This is a genomic window from Variovorax sp. VRV01 (assembly GCF_014852545.1).
Lineage (GTDB): Bacteria > Pseudomonadota > Gammaproteobacteria > Burkholderiales > Burkholderiaceae_C > Variovorax > Variovorax beijingensis_A.
Genome location: NZ_JACVBS010000001.1, coordinates 315,611 through 335,647, shown reverse-complemented (window position 1 = coordinate 335,647; position 20,037 = coordinate 315,611). Strand labels below are relative to the sequence as shown.

The window sequence follows — 20,037 nt, the reverse complement described above, 5'->3', positions numbered from 1 at the left end:
GGCTAGCGCGCCGTGCCCGCGCCCGGTGGCGCCGGATAGCTGACCGACAACAGCTCGACCTCATGGGCACCGCCCGGCGTCACGAGCTTCACCACGTCGCCTTCACGCGACTTGAGCAGCGCGCGGGCGATCGGGGAAATCCAGCTGACCTGCGACTGCGCGCTGTCCGCCTCGTCGATGCCCAGGATCGTCACGCTGCGCTCGTCGCCGGTCTCGTCGACATAGCGCACCGTCGCGCCAAAGAACACCTGGTCGCTGCCATGATGGACCGAGGGATCGGTCACTTCGGCGATTTCGAGCCGCTTGGTGAGAAAACGGATGCGCCGATCGATCTCCCGCAGCCGCTTCTTGCCGTAGAGATAGTCGCCATTCTCGGAGCGGTCGCCGTTCTTGGCGGCCCAGTGCACCGCCTCGACAACCTTCGGCCGCTCTTCGTCCATCAGCTGAAGCAGTTCGTCGCGCAGCCGGGCATAGCCGGCCGGCGTCATGTAGTTCTTGCTGCCGCTCGGCAGCGCGGGCGCGGTGCTTTCGCCGCCGTCGTCGTCACCGTCGCTCTCGGTTTCCTTGGTGAATGCTTTGCTCAACTTGGTAGAACCTCTGGTCTCAAGGAAGGGATGGGCTTTTCACCGTATTTTCAGCATTCGCGACAGGACACGCAGCGGCGCCGTCACGCGCCACGAGTTTGAGGTCCGCAGTGCCGCGCATTGCGCTTCCAGGTGCGAGGCGCGCAATCTCGCGCGCTCCAGGTCCTGCGCCAGAACGGCATGGCTGCGCTGTAACTCATCCAGTTCACGCTGCCGCAAAACACCTTCGGCGATCGCCCCGCTCAATTGATGCTGGCAGGCCGCACGGCCGGCAATGGCCTCATCCAGTTCGCGCTGCTGCCCGGCGCGGCCGGCCATCGCCTCATCGAGTTTCCGCTGGAGAACCGCACGCTCGGACACGGCCTTGTCGAGCTCGCGCTTGATCGCCACGCGGTCCAGGGTGGCCTGGGAAGGAAATTCGATGCCGGGCGCCTGCGCGGTGTGGGCAGCAAGCTCCCTGCCCACCCGGACCTTCGACGGCACCGCCGTCTCCCGATGAGCCGACAGTGCCCGTTCCCTGTCGACCTTCGCGCCGAGGACCGGATGCAGCTTGTCATAGAGGTACGCCGGGTCCTCGACGAGACGCGGGAAGTCGAGCATCACCAGCGGCACGTCGTGCTTGACCAGCGTGTGCATCAATTCATGAAAGCCCAGCGCAAGAAGGCGCGCTTCGTCGATCGGGTTGAGCGAATAGACGATGCCGCCCGGCGTGGTCCCCCACGACTCCCAAAGCCGGCAATCGTCCGGCAGGCCTTCCATGGCATACCGCGCACGCAGTTCGTTGACCACGCGGCTGGCAGAGGCTTCCACGATGCTGCGCATCGGAAAGATCACCGCATCGAGCGCGATGGACGGATCCGCGAGCAGGCGCGTGGCGTAGGCATGCAGCCAGGGCGACTTGATGACGTAGGGCAGCTCGGGGTTGTCGAACGGCAGGTCCTCGAGCCCCGCGTTGGCGTCCTCGTTATAGGTGCTCGCTGCCGGATGCCTGGCAAGGTGCGTATCCAGCCCGCAAGCCGCCAGGTACTGAACGAGGAAGGTGGTGCCGGCGCGCCCCGTGCCGGCAATCATCAGGTGGTTTTTTCTTGCAGGCGTCATCCGTGCAGCGTCCGGGTTGGCGCCGGTCCTTCCAGCGAAGCCATGATCTGCTCCACCGCGACGGAGACATCGCAACTGGAAGTGTCGACGGTGAGAGCAGGGTTTGCCGGGGCTTCGAAGGTGTCGGACACGCCGGTGAAGCGCGTAATCGCGCCCTGCCGCGCTCGCGCGTACATCCCCTTGGGGTCGCGCCGCTCGCAGACTTCCAAGGGCGCATGCACGAAGACCTCGTGGTACGAAGGGCCGACGATCGAGCGTGCGAGCTCCCTGAGCGCCTGCAGCGGTGAAACGACGGCAACGATTGCCACGATGCCCTGCTCGTTCAACAGCCGCGCGATGTGGGCAATGCGGCGGATGTTCTCGTGGCGGTCTTCCGCGCTGAAGCCGAGCCCGCGGTTCAAACCCTCGCGGACCTCGTCGCCGTCCAGCCGCACGGCACCCACGCCCCTGGCGCGCAGCAAGGGCTGCAAGGCAGCGGCGATGGTGGACTTTCCCGCGCCGGACAGCCCCGTGAGCCAAATGACGGGAGGCGGCCGCAGTGTTGTCGAGGCAGGACGATCGTCGTCGGGATTCTGCAACTGTTCTGGCATCGAAAAACAGGTCTGGCCGGACGCGGCGCCCCAGGACAGGGGCTCACCCGGCGTGAAGGAAGACGAAGGTTCTCAAGCGGCCCGTTTTCTTCCGGCTCCTCCGGTGAACAGCAAGAATGCCTCAACAACACCCGAAGGTCGAGAGCGTCTGGCGCAGGATCGGCCGCATCGCACGGAGCCCCGGAACGGGAACATTGCCAGTGATCTCGTTGAACGGAAAAAGATTCCGCAGAGAGGCGCGCAAAAAGAAAAAGGGTTAGGACACGTAATGTCCTAACCCTTCAAAGAGTGGTGCGGCTGGCAGGAATTGAACCCACGACCCCTTGGTTCGTAGCCAAGTACTCTATCCAACTGAGCTACAGCCGCACAGCTATCGATTATAGCATCCATTTTTGGCTCTTGGCGGACCAAGCTCAGAAATGAATGCAGGTGGTAGGCCGTGATGGGCTTGAACCATCGACCAACGGATTATGAGTCCGCTGCTCTAACCAGCTGAGCTAACGGCCCACGAGAGGCCACGATTCTATTCGCGGCGCCGCTCACTTGCGGTGGCTCAGCGCATTGCTGACCAGCCGCGAGGTGATGTCGACGATCTGGATCATGCGCTCATAAGGCATGCGGGTCGGGCCGATCACGCCCAGCGTGCCCACCACCTGCCCGTCGACCTCGTAGTTGGCGCTGACGATGGAAAGCTCCTCGATCGGTACCACCTGGCTCTCGCCGCCGATGAAGATGCGCACACCCTCGGCCTTGCTCGACACATCGAGCAGACGCATGAGCTGCGCCTTCTGCTCGAAGAGCTCGAAGGCACGGCGCAGCTGCCCCATGTCGCTCGAAAAATCGGTGACGGAAAGCAGGTTGCGCTCGCCGGATATCACCACGTCGTCTTCCTGCGCCTCGGTGAGCACTTCGGAACTGACCTTGACCGCCGCCTGCATCAGCGCGGCAATCTCGCCACGCAGTTTTTCGACTTCGGACTGCAGGCGGTCGCGCACCTGCTCGATGGTCAGGCCCGCGTAGTGAGCATTGATGTAGTTGGATGCTTCCACCAGCTGCGACTGCGTGTAATCGGCCTCCGGAAAGATCACGCGGTTCTGCACGTCGCCGTCGGGCGAAACGATGATCACCAGCAGCCGCCGGTCCGAAAGCCGCAGGAACTCGATCTGCTTGAAGACCGAAGCCCGCCGCGGCGCCATGACGACGCCGACGAACTGCGACAGGTTGGACAGCAGGTTGGCCGCGTTGGCAATCACCTTCTGCGGCTGGTCTGGCGCAAGGCTTGGTGTGTTCATCTGCTCGCGCTGCGCCGTGAGCATGGTGTCGACGAACAGCCGGTAGCCGCGCGCGGTGGGAATGCGTCCGGCCGAGGTGTGCGGGCTCGCGATCAGCCCCAGCGACTCCAGGTCGGACATGACGTTGCGGATGGTCGCGGGAGACAGGTCAAGGCCCGGGGCGCGCGACAAAGTCCGCGACCCGACCGGTTGGCCTTCGGCGATATAACGCTCGACCAGCGTCTTGAGGAGCAACTTGGCACGGTCGTCCAGCATTGCAAGATTTTAGTGTTGTAATTTGTAGATGACTTCCCGCTTTCGTCACGTCGCGCTGATCGGCAAATACCAGGCTTCAGGCGCCCGGGCGCAGGCCGATGCCCGCGACGGCGTGATGGAAGATATCGGCGCCTTCCTGGAATCGCAAGGGTGCGAGGTGTTCGTCGAAAAATCGGCGGCCGAGGAGGCCGATGCACACGCCAGCGTCGGCGGCCGCTACCAGCCGCTGAGCGTCGAGGAAATCGGCCAGCGCTGCGATCTGGGCCTGGTGGTGGGAGGCGACGGAACCATGCTGGGCATCGGCCGGCAGCTTGCCTGCTACGGGATCCCGCTGATCGGCATCAACCGCGGCCGGCTCGGGTTCATCACCGACATTCCGCTGGACAACTACCAGGCCACGCTGATTCCGATGCTGGCCGGCGAATACGAGGAAGACCACCGCAGCCTCATGCATGCGCAGGTGATGCGCGACGGTGCCTCGGTGTTCGATGCGCTGGCCATGAACGACGTGGTGGTCAACCGCGGCGCCACCTCGGGCATGGTCGAGCTGCGCGTTTCGGTGGGCCGGCATTTCGTGGCCAACCAGCGCGCCGACGGCCTGATCATCGCGTCGCCCACGGGTTCGACGGCCTATGCGCTCTCGGCCGGCGGGCCGCTGCTGCATCCGGCGGTGCCGGGCTGGGTGCTGGTGCCCATTGCGCCGCACACGCTGTCGAACCGCCCGGTGCTGCTGCCCGACGCCGACGAGATCGTGATCGAACTGGTGGCGGGGCGCGACGCCAGCGCCAATTTCGACATGCAGTCCTTGGCATCGCTCGCGATCGGCGATCGCGTGGTGGTGCGCCGATCCGACTTCCGCGTGCGCTTCCTGCACCCACGCGGGTGGAGCTATTTCGACACGCTGCGCAAGAAACTTCACTGGAACGAAGGGGGCTCCTGACATGGCGCTGCGACGCATCGCATTGCGCGACTTCGTGATCGTGCGATCACTCGAACTCGACCTGTCGGCAGGTTTCACGGTATTGACCGGCGAGACCGGCGCGGGCAAGTCGATATTGATCGATGCGCTCCAGCTGGCGCTCGGCAACCGGGCCGACGCGGGCGCGGTGCGCGAAGGCGCCGAACGGCTCGACGTCAGCGCCGAATTCGACGCCGACCCGGCGCTTGCGGCCTGGCTCGATGAGGGCGGATTCGAAACCGGCGACGCCCTGCTGCTGCGCCGCACCGTCGACCTGCAGGGCCGCAGCCGCGGCTGGATCAACGGCAGCCCGGCCACCGCCACCCAGTTGCGCGAGCTCGGCGACCGTTTGCTCGACATCCACGGCCAGCATGCATGGCAAAGCCTGACGCGCCCCGAGGCCGTGCGCGGCCTGCTCGACGCCTATGCCGGCGTGCGCACCGATGCGCTGGACGCGGCCTGGCAGAGCTGGCGCCAGGCGCTTTCCGCGCTCGACCATGCGCGCTCGGCACAGGACTCCCTGCTGCGCGAACGCGAGCGGCTGCAATGGCAGATCGCCGAAGTCATGAAGCTGGCGCCGGCCGAAGGCGAGTGGGAAGAGCTTTCGACCCAGCACGCGCGCGTCTCCAATGCGCAGGCGCTGATCGACGCGGCGCAGGGCGCGAGCCAGGCGCTCGAAGACGATGACAACGGCGCCCTCGCCGCGCTGTCGCGCGCCGTCACGCTGCTGCAGAACTGCGAGCACATCGAGCCCGAATTCCGCGCCCTCGGCGAGGTGCTGGCCTCCAGCGTCGCCCAGGCTTCCGATGCCGCCCACACGCTGCACAGCTACCTGCGCGACGCTGAGGCCGATCCCAAGCAGCTGGCCGAGCTCGACGAGCGCATGGGGCTGTGGATGTCGCTCGCGCGCCGCTATAAACGCACGCCGGACGACCTGCCGGCGCTGCTGGCCGGCTGGCAGGCCGAGTTGCAGGCGCTCGACGCGCAGAGCGATCTCGCAGGCCTGGAGCGCGCCGAGCAAGCTGCGCAGCAGGCCTACATGAAGGAAGCCAAGGCGCTCGCCAAGGCGCGCAAGCTGGCCGCCCCGCGGCTGTCCGACGCGGTCACGCAGGCGATGCAGGGGCTTGGCATGCAGGGCGGGCGCTTCGAGGTCGAGCTGCAGCCGCTGGCGCAGCCGGGCCGCGCGGGTCTCGAAGACGTTGCCTTTCTCGTGAGCGGCCATCCCGGGAGCACGCCGCGCCCCATCGGCAAGGTGGCTTCGGGCGGCGAACTCTCGCGCATCGCCCTGGCCATCGCGGTCACGACCAGCCAGCTCGGCGCCGCGCAGACGCTGATCTTCGACGAGGTCGATGCCGGCGTCGGCGGGGCCGTGGCCGAGACCGTGGGCCGCCTCATGAAGCAGCTCGGGCGCGATCGCCAGGTGCTGGCGGTCACCCATCTGCCGCAGGTCGCCGCCTGCGCCGACCACCACCTGGTGGTGGCCAAGCGCCAGACCACGGCCATCGGCCAGGACGGCCCGCGCACCGAAAGCGGCGTCTCGCGGCTCGACGACGACACCCGCGCCCGTGAAATCGCCCGCATGCTCGGCGGCGAGAAGCTTTCCCAGACCTCGCTGGCGCATGCCCGTGAAATGCTGGGCCACAAGACTTCGGCGGCGCTGTGATGGACCTCGACCTCGTGCTCATCACCGGCATGTCGGGCTCGGGCAAGTCGGTGGCGCTGCATGCGCTGGAAGACGCCGGCTACTACTGCGTCGACAACCTGCCGCCCGAACTGCTGACGGCCTTCATCGCGCTGCAGCACGAACAGCAGGCCACGCGCGTGGCCATTGCGATGGACGTGCGCAGCGGCGTGTCGCTGCCGATCGTCCCGCAGCAGCTCGAGGCCTTGCGGCAGGACGGCGTGTCGCTGCGCTCGCTTTTTCTCGACGCGACCACCGACGCACTGCTGCGGCGCTATTCGGAAACCCGCCGGCGCCATCCGCTGTCGCGCCAGGAGGGCCGCAACGACGTGCCCGAACAGGAGCGCGTGCTGGTGCAGGCCATCGAACTCGAGCGCGAGCTGCTGGCCGACCTGCGCGACGGCGCCGACGTGATCGACACCAGCCTCATCCGGCCGGCCCAGCTGCAGAGCTACATCAAGGCACTGATCTCGGCGCCGCAGAGCAGCGCATTGACGCTGGTGTTCGAATCCTTCGCCTTCAAGCGCGGCGTGCCGCTGGATGCCGACTACGTGTTCGACGTGCGCATGCTGCCCAATCCGCACTACGTGCCCGCGCTGCGGCCGCTCACGGGGCGCGATGCGCCGGTGGTCGAATGGCTGCGCGAGCACGACGACGTCGCGCGCATGTACGACGACATCGAGCAGTTCCTCTCGCGCTGGCTCGATGCGCTGGCGCGGGACCATCGCAGCTACGTGACCGTGGCCATCGGCTGCACGGGCGGCCAGCACCGCTCGGTGTTCCTGGTCGAGCAGCTCGCGCGGGCCTTCGGAGCCCGCTGGGTCGCCCTCAAGCGGCACCGCGAACTCGACGCGGGCTGAGCCCGTGTCCGCCGGCTAGTCCGCGCTGCTCTCGAGCAGCTTGCGCATCGGCGCCGGCAGCCCCAGCCGGCCCCACTCCTGGGCATCCACCCAGCGTGCGGCATCGCCTTGCGGCTGGCTGTCCTGAAGCAGGACCGGGTGCAGGTGCAGGTCCTTGTGGGTCAGCACATGCACGAAAGGGGGCAGGTCCCGGGCGCCCGCCAGCGCCGCCGGCGGCAGCGCGGCCAACAGCGCTTCGCGGCTCTCGAACACGGGCGGGCAGTAGAGCCCGGCCCAGATGCCCTTGGCCGGCCGCTTCTCCAGCCAGACCCGGCCTTGCGCATCGCGCGCGAGCAGCGCCCAGAGCGACTGGGCGCTGCGCTTGAGCTTGCGCGTCTTGACCGGGTAGCGCTCCGGCTGGCCTTCGCGCAGCCCCACGCATGTCTTGTTCAGCGGACAGATCATGCAGCTTGGCTTGCGCGGCAGGCAGACCGTGGCGCCCAGGTCCATCACGCCCTGCGTGTAACTCGCGATCGCTTCCTTCTGTTCGGCCGGCGGCAGCAGCCGGGTGGCCCGGTCCCACAGTGCGCGTTCCTGCGCCGACGAAGACATGTCGCCGCCGAAGCCGAGCACGCGCGTCAGCACGCGCTTGACGTTGCCGTCGAGAATCGCGACCCGCTCGCCGAAGCAGAAGGCCGCGATCGCCGCGGAAGTGGAGCGGCCGATGCCGGGCAGGGTCTCGAGCTCGGCGGCCGTGCGCGGAAATTCGCCGCCGAAGCGCGCCACCACCTCCTGCGCACAGCGGTGCATGTTGCGGGCACGGCTGTAGTAGCCCAGGCCGCTCCAGAGCCCGAAGACCTCGTCCTCGGTGCCGTCGGCCAGCGCCCGCACGGTCGGAAAGCGTTCGAGAAAGCGCGCGAAGTACCCGAGCACGGTCGAGACCTGGGTCTGCTGGAGCATGATCTCCGACAGCCACACGCGGTAGGGATCCCGCGTGTTCTGCCAAGGCAGCGCGCTGCGCCCGTGGCTGCGCTGCCAGGCCACGACGCGCTCGGCAAAATCGGCCGGCGCCTGGGGCTGCACGGCCGCAGCCGGCACCGGACGATCAGGCCGCCGCACGCAGCTCGCCGACGGCGGCAGCGGCTGCCGGCCTTCCCTGTTGCGCAATGGCCGAGGTGAATTCATGGAGCCGAAGCTGCAGCTCGGCCAGGCTGCTTTCTTGCTGGGCCAGCTCGAGCAGTCGTTCATCGAGGTTGCCAGCCGCATTCTGGATGCGCTCGATCGCCTCGATGCGCTTGCTGAAATTGCGGCGGCGCTCCTTCAGCTGCGCATCGATCTGGGCGCTGGCGCCCTTGCTCCAGCGCTCGACCTCGGTCATGGCCGCTTCGTTGACCAGCCGCAGCCGGCTTGCGAGCGCCCGCACCAGCTTGTCGCAGAAGTCCGCCTGCGCGAGCTTCAGCAGATTACCCACGCCCAGGTAGTGGATGTGGCTGCGCTCGATCTGGCTGAGCTCCTGCTCGAAGCTCGTCAGGTCGGGCTCGGCGGGCGCCTGCAGGGTAAAGCCCTGCTCCGCGTTGAGCTGGCGGAACGTGGCGTGCAGCATCGACTGGATCTCGGCCGTCGTCGCCTGCACTTCGCGCAGGTTGTTGCGCAGCGAGTCGAAGGTCTCGCCGTACACCTTGCGCACGTTGAACTTGACGCCCGGGCGCTTGAGCGCAGCCGAAAGCCGCACCATGTCTTCCTTCAGCGCAGTGCGGCCGAGCACGGCGTACACCTCGCGCAGCAGCTTGCCCTGCACGGAACGCAGCGCAAGGATGCGCGTGTTGCTGCCCTCGAACTCGGTCTGTTCCTGGTCGATGCGCGCGCGCATGTGCCGGATGACCGACACGTTCTTGCCGCGCAATCCCTGCAGCTCGAGCGCCTGCTCCGACAGGTCGCGCTGGCGCACTTTCAGGATGCGCTCGGCCTCGGTCCGCAATGCCACCATGCCGGCATCCACCGCGAGCCGCAGCATGGTTTCGCGCTTGCCGAGCACGCCTTCCGCGAGCAGCGTCTCGAAGGCCGGCAACCGGCTCGCGTCGAGCAGCCGCGCATCGCGCTGGATCTTTGCCTGCAGGCCCTTCTGCGCCGACACCGGCAGCACCTGCACCAGCGGCACCTCGAGGAACTTGGCCGCGACCTCGCGCTGGCGTTCGATCTGCAGTTCGATCTGCGCGGGCGTGCTCAGCGAGTCCCACATCGTGTCGATCTTGTTGAGCACCACGAAGCGCGTGTCGCTGCCTTCGCTTTCGGTGACCAGGTGCTCGCGCCAGATCGACAGGTCGGAGCGCGTGACGCCGGTTTCGGCGCCCAGGATGAAGACCACGGCATGCGCCTGCGGGATCAGGCTCACCGTGAGTTCGGGCTCGGCGCCGATGGCGTTCAGGCCCGGGGTGTCGAGAATCACCAGCCCCTGCTCCAGCAGCGGATGCGGCATGTTCAGGATGGCATGGCGCCAGCGCGGAATCTCGACCCGGCCCTCGGCGTCCTGCACGGGGTTGTCGTCCGGCGTCTCCTCGTTCCAGAAGCCCAGCGCGTGCGCCTCGTCCTTGCTGACCCAGCGCACCTCGGCCACCTTGCTCATGGCCTGGGCCAGCTGGTCGGCATTGGCCACGTCGATCGCGATTTCGGTCCAGCGCGCGGCCTTTTCGCGCCAGTGCGTAAGCGAATGGGGCTCCAGGCGGGTCTCGATCGGCAGCAGCCGCAGCTTGGGCGACAGCGCGGCGTCGTAGCCCAGCTCGGTCGGGCACATCGTGGTGCGCCCGGCGCTGGCCGGCATGATGCGGCGACCGTAGGCCGCGAAGAAGATCGCGTTGATGAGTTCCGACTTGCCGCGCGAGAACTCCGCCACGAAGGCCACCATGACCTTGCTGGTGCGGATCTGCAGCTCGAGGCCGCGCAGGCGCTCGGCCACCGCCTGGTCGAGCAGCTCGTTCTCGGTCAGCCAGCGGGACAGCCACTGCAGGCGGTGCGCGAAATTGCTTCGCCAGGCACCGTGCTGATCGAGTTGTTGATTGAAAGAGCGGCTCAAGGGAAATATGTAAGAAAGAACTTACAAATATAGCATTGCAAACTGGGAAGCAGGCGATTGCAGGATATGCCAACCTGGCGGCTAAGACACTATTTTTGACAATTCGGACAATAGTAAGTGGAACGCTGCCCCTGGCGCAGCAGCCGGATGGGCGTTGCGCAGACCCGACAGGGCTCGCCGGCCCGCCCGTAGACGGTGGCCTCGAGCTGGAAATAGCCGTTCTGCCCGTCCACATTGGAAAAGTCGCGCAGCGTGCTGCCGCCCTTCTCGACCGCCCTGGCCAGGATTTCGCGCACGGCCGCATGGAGCCGGGCCGCCCTCGGCCGGCTGATGCGCGCAGCCGAAAGCGTGGGCCGGATGCCGGCCTGGAACAAGGCCTCTGACGCGTAGATGTTTCCAACGCCCACCACCACGTCGCCCGCGAGCAGCACCTGTTTCACCGCGGCCTTGCGCTTGCGAAGGCCTGCGTGGAACGCGTCCAGGTCGAAAGCGTCGCCCAGCGGCTCCATGCCGAGGCCGCCGAGCAGCTTGATGGCCCATGGCGCGGCCTCGTCTTCCACGTAGACCACGGCGCCGAAGCGGCGCGGATCGTTCAGCCGCAGCGTGCCGAGCTCGGTCACCAGATCGAAGTGATCGTGAACGCCCGGCGGAGGCAGCGCCGCATCGAAGCGCAGGCTGCCCGACATGCCCAGGTGCAGCAGCAGCAGGCCGCGGTCCAGGTCGATCAGCAGGTACTTTCCGCGCCGGCGCACCTGCAGCACGCGGCGCCCGACCAGCGCCTCGGGCACCACCATCAGCGCCCAGCGCAAGGGCTTGCCGATGCGGACCGCAGCTATGCGTGCACCGGCGATGCGTTCGGCAAAACCGCGCCGCGTCACTTCGACTTCAGGAAGCTCAGGCATGAAATAAAAACTCCGGGCTGCAACGAAGCCCCACGCGGTGCTCGCTCAAAAGCTTGGATTATTATGGTTCGATGATTCCATCGCTCCGCCGACACCGCCTTGCGGCGGCCGCGTCTTTCGTCGTGTTGCTGGCTTGTGCCGCCCAGGCACAAAGCTCCGATCCCGCCGCGCCCAAGGGCCCGGCCCCCGCCATCGAACGGCCGGCACCATCCCGCCCCGGGACCAGGCCGGCGCCGGCCGCAGCCGCCGCGAAGCCGGCCGGCGACCCCGAGGCCCAGCCCTCCGCACTGACGGCCGAGCTGTTCTACGAAATCCTGATGGGCGAGATGACTGCGCGCTCCGGCGATCCCGGATCGGGCTATGCGCTGGTGCTCGACGCGGCCCGGCGGCTGCGCGACGGCAAGCTGTTCCAGCGCGCGGTCGAGATCGCGCTGCAGTCGCGCTCCGGCGACGCGGCGCTCGCGGCCGCTCGTGCCTGGCAGGAGACGCTGCCCAACTCGCGCGATGCACGGCGCATCGAGCTGCAGATACTGATCGCGCTCAACCGCATCGGCGAAACGGTGGAGCCGCTGCGGGCCGAGATCGCCGCCACGCCGCAGATCGAGAAGCCGATGCTGATGGCGGTGATCGCGCGCAACTACTCGCGCGCCTCCGACAAGAAGCAGGCCGCCTCGGTGGTCGAGCAGGCGCTGTCCGACGAACTCAAGAGCCCGGCCACCGGCGCGCTGGCTTGGGCCACCATCGGCCGCATGCGTCTGAATGCCGGCGACACCTCCGGCGCCCTGGACGCCGCGTTCAAGGGCCAGCAGATGGACCCCGCCTCCGATGCACCGGCCGCGCTCGCGCTCGAGATGATCGACCCCGGCCAGCCGCTCGCGGAGCCGATCGTCACGCGCTACCTGGCCAACAACCCCAAGGCGCCACCCGACCTGCGCATCGCCTACGCGCGCGTGCTGGTCGAGAACCGGCGCTATGCGGATTCCACCGCGCAGCTGCAGGCGCTCACCGCGGCGCGGCCCGAACTGGCCGAGCCCTGGCTGCTGCTCGGCAGCCTGCAGGCGCAGGCCCGGCAGGACGCGGCGGCCGAAACGTCGCTCAAGCGCTACATCGAGCTGGCGGCCAACCAGAAAGACCCGGACGACCGCCAGCGCGGCACCACGCAGGCCTACCTCGTCCTCTCGCAGCTGGCGGAGCGCCGCAAGGACTTCACGGCCGCGGAGCGCTGGCTCGCACGCGTCGACAGCACCGACGACCTCGTGGTCGCGCAGACGCGCCGCGCGGGCCTGCTGGCGCGCCAGGGCAAGCTGCCGCAGGCGCGCGAACTCGTGCGCGGCCTGCCCGAGCGCACGCCCGAAGACAAGAAGCAGAAATTCCTCGCCGAAGTACAGCTGCTGCGCGATGCCAAGCAGTACCAGGCGGCCTACGACATGCTGGCGCAGGCTTCCGCCGCTGCCCCGAACGACAGCGACCTCGTCTACGACCAGGCCATGGTGGCCGAAAAGCTCAACCGCCTCGACGAGATGGAGCGGCTGCTGCGCAAGCTGATCGAGCTCAAGCCCGAGAACCAGAACGCCTACAACGCGCTCGGCTACTCCTTTGCCGATCGCAAGATCCGCCTCGACGAGGCCCGCACGCTGATCCAGAAGGCCGTGCAGCTGGCGCCTGAAGACCCGTTCATCGCGGACAGCCTGGGCTGGGTGGAATTCCGGCTGGGCAACACGACCGAGGCCATTCGCATCCTCGAGACAGCCTACAAGACCCGGCCCGACCCGGAAATCGGCGCGCATTTCGGCGAGGTGCTCTGGGCCACCGGCCAGAAGGACCGTGCGGTCACGATCTGGAAGGAAGCCCTGCTGAGCGATGCCGAGAACGAGACCCTGCAGGAAACGCTCAAGCGCCTGCGGGTCAAGCCGTGAGCGTGCCCGCCCCCCGCCTTGCCGACGGGGGCCGCCGCGCCCTCCTCCTCGCGGGCGGGGCCGCGCTGCTCTCGATCGCCGGCTGCGCCCAGCTGGCGGGCGGCTCCTCCGCACCCCGAAGCGCGGACAGCTGGAGCGGCCGCATGTCGCTGCGCATCGACAGCCAGCCGGTACAGACCTTCTCGGCATTGTTCGAATTGCGCGGCTCCCCCGAGGCGGGCGAGCTCTCGCTCACGAGCCCGATCGGCAGCACCCTGGCCCAGCTGCACTGGTCGCCCGGCGAAGCCCTGCTCAAGAACGGCAGCGAGACCCGGCGCTTCGACTCGGTCGATGCACTGATCGAGGCCGCCACCGGCGCGGCCATACCGGTCGGTGCGCTGTTCGGCTGGCTCGCGGGCCGCGACGAGCGCGTGCCGGGCTGGCGCCCCGACCTCGCGCAGGTTGCGAACGGCCGCCTGCAGGCCACCCGCGAGTCCCCCGGCCCCACGGCGGACCTGCGCATCGTCTTCGAGCGGTCATGAAGGCGATCTACGACCTTCCCGCACCGGCCAAGCTCAACCTCTTCCTGCACATCACCGGCCGGCGCGAAGACGGCTACCACCTGCTGCAGTCGGTCTTCATGCTGATCGACTGGTGCGACACGCTCCACGTCGAACTCCGCAGCGACGGCCAGCTCAGCCGCGAAGACCTCACGACCGAACTGCCGCCCGACGACCTTGTGCTGCGCGCGGCGCGGGCGCTGCAGGCGCATGCGGCGCCCGGCCAGGGCGCCCACATCGGCGTTGCCAAGCAGGTGCCGGCGCAGGCCGGCATGGGCGGCGGCTCCTCGGACGCCGCCACCTGCCTCTTGGCGCTGAACCGCCTGTGGGGGCTGAACCTGCCGCTCTCGCGCCTGGCCGAGATCGGCGTGAAACTCGGTGCCGACGTGCCCTTCTTCCTGGGCGGGCGCAATGCCTGGGTCGAGGGAATCGGCGAGAAAATCAGGCCCGTGGACATCCCTTCCGCACGGTTCGTGGTGGCCAAGCCACCCCAGGGACTCGACACAAAGCTAATTTTTTCTGCGCCCGACCTTCAACGTGCCACTCCTGTTGCTATAATCTCGGGCTTTGCTGCAGATAGCGAACAGCTTGAAGCCCCAAACCCCGAAAGCAGCGCTTTCAAGGTTTTCGACTTCGGCCACAACGACCTGCAGCCGGTTGCCCAGCGGCTTTGCCCCGCGGTCGCCGACGCCATCGAATGGCTCGGCGCCCAAGGATTGAAAGCCCGGATGACCGGCTCGGGAAGTTCGGTTTTCGCGAAAATGCCGCAAGCGCCGCAGGAAGCGGAACTGGCAAAAGCCCCACCGGGCTGGCAGGTTCGCCAATGCAGCAACCTGGCCGTTCATCCACTTTGGGGATGGGCGACCTGAAGATAGTCGGACTCTCATGGGTCCGATGCGACATATCGGTTTGTGGCGAAAGCCATCGACCCGTGTAGGGGAGTCGCCAAGCTGGTTAAGGCACTGGATTTTGATTCCAGCATGCAAAGGTTCGAATCCTTTCTCCCCTGCCAAACTCTTCAAACTGCGGCCCACCGGCCGCAGTGCTTCTTTTGCAGCATGCCCGCTGCAATAATCGGTGGCCCTCGGGCTGCCACGACTCGAACTCTTTGGCGGCTTCCTAAAAGCCAATTCGCACTGCCGGGACGCGCTCATGCAGGCTAATCACCCTGATTTCATGGTTTTCACCGGCAACGCCAATCCTGGCCTCGCCGCAGAAATCGCGCAGAACCTCGGTACCTCGCTGGGTGCCGCGCGCGTTGGACGTTTCTCCGACGGCGAAGTCACCGTCGAGATCAATCAGAACGTCCGGGCGCGCGACGTGTTCGTGGTGCAGTCGACCTGCGCACCGACCAACGAAAACCTGATGGAACTGCTGATCATGGTCGACGCGCTCAAGCGCGCCTCGGCCGAGCGGATCAGCGCGGTGATTCCCTACTACGGCTATGCCCGCCAGGACCGCCGCCCGCGTTCGAGCCGCGTGCCGATCTCGGCCAAAGTGGTGGCCAACCTGCTCGAAACCGTGGGCGTCGAGCGCGTGCTCACGATGGACCTGCACGCCGACCAGATCCAGGGCTTCTTCGACATCCCGGTCGACAACATCTATGCGTCGCCGGTGCTGCTGGGCGACCTGCGCCAGAAGAACTACGAAGACCTGATCGTGGTCTCGCCCGACGTCGGCGGCGTGGTGCGCGCCCGCGCGCTGGCCAAGCAACTGAACTGCGACCTCGCCATCATCGACAAGCGCCGTCCCAAGGCCAACGTGAGCGAGGTCATGAACGTGATCGGCGAAATCGACGGCCGCAACTGCGTGATCATGGATGACATGATCGACACCGCCGGCACGCTCGTGAAGGCGGCCGAAGTGCTCAAGGAGCGCGGCGCGAAAAGCGTCTACGCCTATTGCACGCACCCGATCTTCTCGGGCCCGGCCATCGAGCGCATCACCCACTCCGCACTCGACGAAGTGGTCGTGACCAACACCATTCCCCTCTCCGACAGCGCCCTGGCGTGCGGAAAGGTCCGCCAGCTCTCCGTGGCACCGCTGATCGCCGAGACGATCCAGCGCATTGCCAAGGGCGAGTCGGTCATGAGTTTGTTCTCGGACCAGGACAACCTGTTCTGATCTGGGCAAAAAGCGGGCGCCGCCTTCCTTTTTTGGAATGGCGCCCTTGTTGAACCGGAGTCGCACTGGTCGCGGTGGACTCCTACAGGAGTTGTTATGAAATTCGTCGCTTTTGAGCGCGCCAAGCAGGGCACGGGTGCGAGCCGCCGTCTCCGCATCTCGGGCAAGACGCCCGGTATCGTCTACGGTGGTGAAGGCAAGCCCCAGCTGATCGAGCTCGATCACAACGCGCTGTGGCACGCCCTCAAGAAGGAAGCCTTCCACTCGTCGATCCTCGAAATGGAACTCGGCGGCGCCACCAGCAAGGTGCTGCTGCGCGACGTGCAGTACCACCCGTTCCGCCAGCTGGTGCAGCACATCGACTTCCAGCGCGTCGACGCCAAGACCCGCATGCACATGAAGGTGCCGCTTCACTACAAGGGTGAAGAAGAGTCCGACGCCGTTAAGCTCGACCACAACCTCGTGACCCACGTCATGAACGAACTCGAAGTCAGCTGCCTCCCGGCCGACCTCCCCGAGTTCATCGAGGTGGACCTCTCGAGCCTCAAGAAGAACGCCACGCTGCACGTGAGCGACATCAAGCTGCCCAAGGGCGTGAAGTTCGTGAGCCACGGCAAGCTGAACCCCGTCATCGTGTCGGCCGTGCCGCCGCTGGTCTCCGAAGAGCCGGCCCCCGCCGCCGAAGGTGCAGCACCTGCCGAAGGCGCAGCAGCAGCCGGTGGCAAGCCTGCCGCCAAGACGGCAAAGCCCGCCGCGAAGAAGTAATTTCTCTCGCGTCCCTGCAGAAGGCCCGCCTCGTGCGGGCCTTCTGCTTTTTGGGCGGCGAGATAATTCCCCTCATGATCAAGCTGTTTGTCGGCCTCGGGAATCCGGGGCCTGAATACGAAGCCACCCGGCACAACGCGGGCTTCTGGTGGATCGACGCCCTGGCGCGCGACTGGAAGCTCAACCTCGTGCCCGAGCGCAGCTACCACGGCCTTGCGGCGCGCGCGAACATCGACGGGCAAAGCGTCTGGCTGCTGGAGCCGCAGACCTTCATGAACCTGTCGGGCAAATCGGTGGGCGCGCTTGCGCGCTTCTTCAAGATCGCGCCCGAGGAAATCCTCGTGGTGCACGACGAGCTCGACGTGGTGCCCGGCCAGGCCAAGCTCAAGTTCGGCGGCAGCCATGCGGGCCACAACGGCCTGCGCGACATCCATGCGCAGCTGGGCACCGGCGACTACTGGCGCCTGCGCCTGGGCATCGGACACCCCGGCGTGAAGTCGGAGGTCATCAACTGGGTGCTCAAGAAGCCGCTCAAGGAACAGCGCGAAGCCATCGAGGACGCGATCGTGCGCACGCTGCACGCGGCGCCCGCGCTGGTGGCGGGCGAAATGGAAAAAGCCACCTTGATCATCCACACGAGCAAACCGCCCCGGCCCAAACCGCCGCGGCGGGAGCCCGGCGACGGAGGCACACCCGCTACAGCCTAGTCAGCCGGCCACGAGAGCGCGGGAGAGAAAAGAAAAGGGAGAGAAAAAGAAATGAAAAATAAGACCAGGGCCAGGAAAGCAATGGGTGCCGCCTTGCTTCTGGCGGCCTGCGGCACTTTCTGGATGCCCGCCGCGGCGCAGGGAAGGTCCGAGACCTACCGCTGCGGCAACACCTACACGGACCGTCCCTGCGAAGGCGGAAAGCAGCTGGCGCTGGACGACGCGCGCACCGAGGCGGACCGCCGCGCGGCCGATGCCGCCACGCGCCGCGCCGAGCAGCGCGCCGACCAGCTCGAGCGCATCCGCCTGTCGCAGGAAAAAGAGGCCTACGAGCGCAGCCGCCGCTCGGCGCACGATGCCCGGCAGGCCGCCATGGCCGAACGCCGGCTCGCGTCTTCCGAACAGCTGGCGCGGGCGCGCGCCCAGAGACTCGGCGCGGAACCCCGCAAATCGAGCCCGCGCTTCAGCGGTGCGGCCAACGACAGGCCTGCCGCCGCGCAAGGCAACAGCCGCAGGAAAAAGCGGAATGATTCAGGCGCCGGCTGAGGGCGCCTGAGGCGGCTCGGCGGCCGCGGCCTTTGCCTTGGCCGCGGCGAGCCGCTCGAACTTCTGCCAGAGCGTTTCGCGGCTTTCCACGTGCGCCGGGTTGATCGGGATGCACGCCACCGGGCAGACCTGCACGCACTGCGGCTCGTCGAAGTGGCCGACGCATTCGGTGCACTTGTGCGGGTCGATCTCGTAGAACTCCGCGCCCATGTAGATCGCATCGTTCGGGCACTCGGGCTCGCAGACATCGCAGTTGATGCATTCGTCGGTGATCATGAGAGCCATGCCCCGATTATCGCGAACAAGGCACGGTTGTTGCACGAGTCGGGTTATGCTGCGCCCCGCCCCATGAGCCTGTTCATTTTCAAGCGCCTCGCCACGCTGATCGGTACGCTGATCGGCGCCTCGGTCATCGTCTTCCTCGTCCTCGAGATCCTGCCCGGCAATGCCGCGCAGATGCTCATGGGGCCCGACGCCGCGCCCGAGGCGGTCGCCGCCCTGGCCACCAAGCTCGGGCTCGACCAGCCGGCCTGGACGCGCTACTGGCACTGGATCGCGGGCCTCCTGACCGGCAACCTGGGCGACAGCTACGCCTACAGCTCGCCGGTGCTCGACCTCATCCTCGAACGCCTCGCGCTGACCGTGCCGCTCGCGCTGCTCGCGATGGCCTTCACCACGGTGCTCGCGCTGCTGGTGGGCGTGACCGCCGCCGCGCGCCACAACAAGCTCGGCGACGTGGGCCTGATGGGGCTCACGCAGGTGGGCATCGCCATTCCCAATTTCTGGTTCGCGATCCTGCTGATCCTGGTGTTCTCGGTGCAGTTGCAGTGGTTCTCGGCCGGCGGCTTCGAGGGCTGGGGCGAAGGCATCTTCGCGGGCCTCAAGTCCCTGCTGCTGCCGGCGCTGTCGCTGGCGGTGGTGCAGGCCGCGATCCTCGCGCGCATCACGCGCTCGGCGGTGCTCGAGGTGATGCGCGAAGACTTCGTGCGCACGGCGCGGGCCAAGGGCGTTTCGCAACGCGCGGTGCTCTGGACCCATGTGCTGCGCAACGCGATGATCCCGGTGGTCACGGTCATGGGCATGCAGTTTTCCGAGCTGCTGGCCGGCACCATCGTGGTGGAGAACGTGTTCTACCTGCCGGGCCTGGGCCGGCTGATCTTCCAGGCCATCAGCAACCGCGACCTGATCGTGGTGCGCAATTGCGTGATGCTGCTCGCGGCCCTGGTGGTCATCGTGAATTTCGTGGTCGACGTGCTCTATGCCGTGATCGATCCGCGCATCAAGGCGAGCGACATATGACCGCGATAACCGCTCCGAGCGCAGCGGCGCTCAAGGTGCCGGGCTTCTGGCGCCGCGCGCTCAGGCACCGCAGCTTCGTGCTCGGCGGCGTGCTGACGCTGCTCTTGCTGCTGGCGGCCGCCGTCTCGCTGGTGTGGACGCCCTGGTCGCCCTACGAGATGGACATGGCCAGCAAGCTCAAGCCGCCCTCGGGCGCGCACTGGCTGGGCACCGACACCTTTGGACGCGACGTGGCCTCGCTGCTGCTCGTGGGCGCGCGGGCGTCCATCCTGGTGGGCGTCATCGCGGTGGGCATCGGCCTTGTCGTCGGCACGGCGCTGGGCCTGCTCGCAGCGGCGCGGCGCGGCTGGGTCGAGGAAGCGATCATGCGGCTCACCGATTTCTCGCTCGCGTTTCCGGCCATCCTGTCGGCCATCATGATGACGGCGGTGTTCGGCGCCGGCATCGTCAACGCGATCATCGCGATCGGCATCTACAACATCCCGACCTTTGCCCGCATCACGCGCGCCTCGGCCAATGCCATCTGGTCGCGCGAGTACGTGGCGGCCGCGCGCGCCTGCGGCAAGGGTTCGTTCGCCATCACGATGCAGCATGTGCTGCCCAACATCTCGGCGGTGCTGATCGTGCAGATCACGATCCGCTTCGCGATCGCCATCCTGGCCGAGGCCGCCCTTTCCTACCTCGGGCTGGGCACGCAGCCGCCGCAGCCCTCGTGGGGCCGCATGCTCAGCGAGGCGCAGACGATGATGTTCCAGTCACCGCTGCTCGCGGTGTTCCCCGGCATGGCCATTGCCATGGCGGTGCTCGGTCTCAACCTGCTCGGCGACGGGCTGCGCGACCTGCTCGATCCGCGCCTTGCGCGCGCCCGCTAA

General features: G+C 67.2%; 20 protein-coding genes and 3 tRNA genes. 13 read left to right on the top strand and 10 right to left on the bottom strand.

What is annotated here, in order from left to right; genetic code table 11:
* Positions 1-2: 2 nt before the first annotated feature.
* The 6 genes from greB to hrcA all read right to left on the bottom strand — a co-directional run bounded on the left by greB (position 3) and on the right by hrcA (position 3,819).
* Positions 3-584: a transcription elongation factor GreB gene (greB, locus tag IB278_RS01605; protein ID WP_145740363.1), complete on the bottom strand. Its 582-nt coding sequence runs from the start codon at positions 582-584 to the stop codon at positions 3-5.
* 39 nt (positions 585-623) lie between these two features.
* Positions 624-1,655 (bottom strand): hypothetical protein, encoded by a 1,032-nt coding sequence (locus tag IB278_RS01600; RefSeq protein ID WP_225612649.1) that lies wholly within the window; start codon positions 1,653-1,655, stop codon positions 624-626.
* A 23-nt stretch (positions 1,656-1,678) separates the two neighbouring features.
* Positions 1,679-2,260, bottom strand: a complete 582-nt coding sequence (cysC, locus tag IB278_RS01595) for an adenylyl-sulfate kinase (RefSeq protein WP_225612648.1) — start codon at positions 2,258-2,260, stop codon at positions 1,679-1,681.
* Between the two features lie 301 nt (positions 2,261-2,561).
* Positions 2,562-2,638: transfer RNA gene (locus IB278_RS01590), tRNA-Arg, on the bottom strand.
* A gap of 64 nt (positions 2,639-2,702) precedes the next feature.
* A tRNA-Ile gene (locus IB278_RS01585) sits at positions 2,703-2,779 on the bottom strand.
* A 32-nt stretch (positions 2,780-2,811) separates the two neighbouring features.
* The gene (gene hrcA / locus IB278_RS01580; protein WP_145740359.1) at positions 2,812-3,819 is read right to left on the bottom strand and encodes a heat-inducible transcriptional repressor HrcA; all 1,008 of its coding nucleotides are present in this window, start codon (positions 3,817-3,819) and stop codon (positions 2,812-2,814) included.
* A 28-nt stretch (positions 3,820-3,847) separates the two neighbouring features.
* On the opposite strand from hrcA, the gene IB278_RS01575 reads away from it, so the two are divergent.
* From IB278_RS01575 to rapZ, 3 genes are read left to right on the top strand one after another with little or no spacing between them, the layout of a single operon-like run.
* Entirely contained in the window at positions 3,848-4,759 is a 912-nt protein-coding gene (locus tag IB278_RS01575; protein ID WP_145740358.1) for an NAD kinase, read from the top strand.
* Between the two features lies 1 nt (position 4,760).
* Positions 4,761-6,440 (top strand): DNA repair protein RecN, encoded by a 1,680-nt coding sequence (gene recN / locus IB278_RS01570; protein WP_192322468.1) that lies wholly within the window; start codon positions 4,761-4,763, stop codon positions 6,438-6,440.
* Complete coding sequence (gene rapZ / locus IB278_RS01565) at positions 6,440-7,318, top strand: RNase adapter RapZ (RefSeq protein ID WP_145740354.1); 879 nt, start codon at positions 6,440-6,442, stop codon at positions 7,316-7,318. Before recN ends, rapZ begins: the two co-directional genes overlap by 1 nt.
* Positions 7,319-7,333: 15 nt before the next feature.
* On the opposite strand, the gene mutY is transcribed toward rapZ, so the two are convergent.
* The 3 genes from mutY to mutM all read right to left on the bottom strand — a co-directional run bounded on the left by mutY (position 7,334) and on the right by mutM (position 11,269).
* Positions 7,334-8,395 carry an A/G-specific adenine glycosylase gene (gene mutY, locus IB278_RS01560; protein ID WP_192322467.1) on the bottom strand — a complete coding sequence of 354 codons (1,062 nt, stop codon included), beginning with the start codon at positions 8,393-8,395 and terminating at the stop codon, positions 7,334-7,336.
* Between the two features lie 7 nt (positions 8,396-8,402).
* A complete protein-coding gene (locus IB278_RS01555; RefSeq protein ID WP_192322466.1) occupies positions 8,403-10,367 on the bottom strand; it encodes a dynamin family protein in 1,965 nt (654 codons plus the stop codon).
* 89 nt (positions 10,368-10,456) lie between these two features.
* A complete protein-coding gene (mutM, locus tag IB278_RS01550) occupies positions 10,457-11,269 on the bottom strand; it encodes a bifunctional DNA-formamidopyrimidine glycosylase/DNA-(apurinic or apyrimidinic site) lyase (protein WP_145740350.1) in 813 nt (270 codons plus the stop codon).
* A gap of 71 nt (positions 11,270-11,340) precedes the next feature.
* Between mutM and IB278_RS01545 the strand changes: the two genes are divergently transcribed.
* The 8 genes from IB278_RS01545 to IB278_RS01510 all read left to right on the top strand — a co-directional run bounded on the left by IB278_RS01545 (position 11,341) and on the right by IB278_RS01510 (position 17,866).
* Positions 11,341-13,185, top strand: a complete 1,845-nt coding sequence (locus tag IB278_RS01545; protein ID WP_192322465.1) for a tetratricopeptide repeat protein — start codon at positions 11,341-11,343, stop codon at positions 13,183-13,185.
* Positions 13,182-13,706, top strand: a complete 525-nt coding sequence (locus IB278_RS01540) for a lipoprotein insertase outer membrane protein LolB (RefSeq protein WP_192322464.1) — start codon at positions 13,182-13,184, stop codon at positions 13,704-13,706. Before IB278_RS01545 ends, IB278_RS01540 begins: the two co-directional genes overlap by 4 nt.
* Positions 13,703-14,593 carry a 4-(cytidine 5'-diphospho)-2-C-methyl-D-erythritol kinase gene (gene ispE, locus IB278_RS01535; protein ID WP_192322463.1) on the top strand — a complete coding sequence of 297 codons (891 nt, stop codon included), beginning with the start codon at positions 13,703-13,705 and terminating at the stop codon, positions 14,591-14,593. The genes IB278_RS01540 and ispE overlap by 4 nt, the downstream gene beginning before the upstream one ends.
* 66 nt (positions 14,594-14,659) lie before the next feature.
* Positions 14,660-14,736, top strand: a tRNA-Gln gene (locus IB278_RS01530).
* A 140-nt stretch (positions 14,737-14,876) separates the two neighbouring features.
* Positions 14,877-15,848: a ribose-phosphate pyrophosphokinase gene (locus tag IB278_RS01525; RefSeq protein ID WP_145740342.1), complete on the top strand. Its 972-nt coding sequence runs from the start codon at positions 14,877-14,879 to the stop codon at positions 15,846-15,848.
* 96 nt (positions 15,849-15,944) lie between these two features.
* Positions 15,945-16,613: a 50S ribosomal protein L25/general stress protein Ctc gene (locus IB278_RS01520; RefSeq protein ID WP_145740340.1), complete on the top strand. Its 669-nt coding sequence runs from the start codon at positions 15,945-15,947 to the stop codon at positions 16,611-16,613.
* Positions 16,614-16,687: 74 nt separating this feature from the next.
* On the top strand, positions 16,688-17,320 hold the full coding sequence (gene pth / locus IB278_RS01515; protein ID WP_145740337.1) for an aminoacyl-tRNA hydrolase: 633 nt from the start codon (positions 16,688-16,690) through the stop codon (positions 17,318-17,320).
* Positions 17,321-17,371: 51 nt separating this feature from the next.
* Entirely contained in the window at positions 17,372-17,866 is a 495-nt protein-coding gene (locus IB278_RS01510) for a hypothetical protein (protein ID WP_192322462.1), read from the top strand.
* On the opposite strand, the gene IB278_RS01505 is transcribed toward IB278_RS01510, so the two are convergent.
* The gene (locus tag IB278_RS01505) at positions 17,852-18,151 is read right to left on the bottom strand and encodes a YfhL family 4Fe-4S dicluster ferredoxin (RefSeq protein WP_192322461.1); all 300 of its coding nucleotides are present in this window, start codon (positions 18,149-18,151) and stop codon (positions 17,852-17,854) included. The two genes, IB278_RS01510 and IB278_RS01505, sit on opposite strands and share 15 nt — an antisense overlap.
* A 63-nt stretch (positions 18,152-18,214) precedes the next feature.
* On the opposite strand from IB278_RS01505, the gene IB278_RS01500 reads away from it, so the two are divergent.
* Both IB278_RS01500 and IB278_RS01495 read left to right on the top strand, forming a co-directional pair.
* On the top strand, positions 18,215-19,165 hold the full coding sequence (locus IB278_RS01500; RefSeq protein WP_145740334.1) for an ABC transporter permease: 951 nt from the start codon (positions 18,215-18,217) through the stop codon (positions 19,163-19,165).
* Positions 19,162-20,037 carry an ABC transporter permease gene (locus IB278_RS01495; RefSeq protein WP_145740333.1) on the top strand — a complete coding sequence of 292 codons (876 nt, stop codon included), beginning with the start codon at positions 19,162-19,164 and terminating at the stop codon, positions 20,035-20,037. The genes IB278_RS01500 and IB278_RS01495 overlap by 4 nt, the downstream gene beginning before the upstream one ends.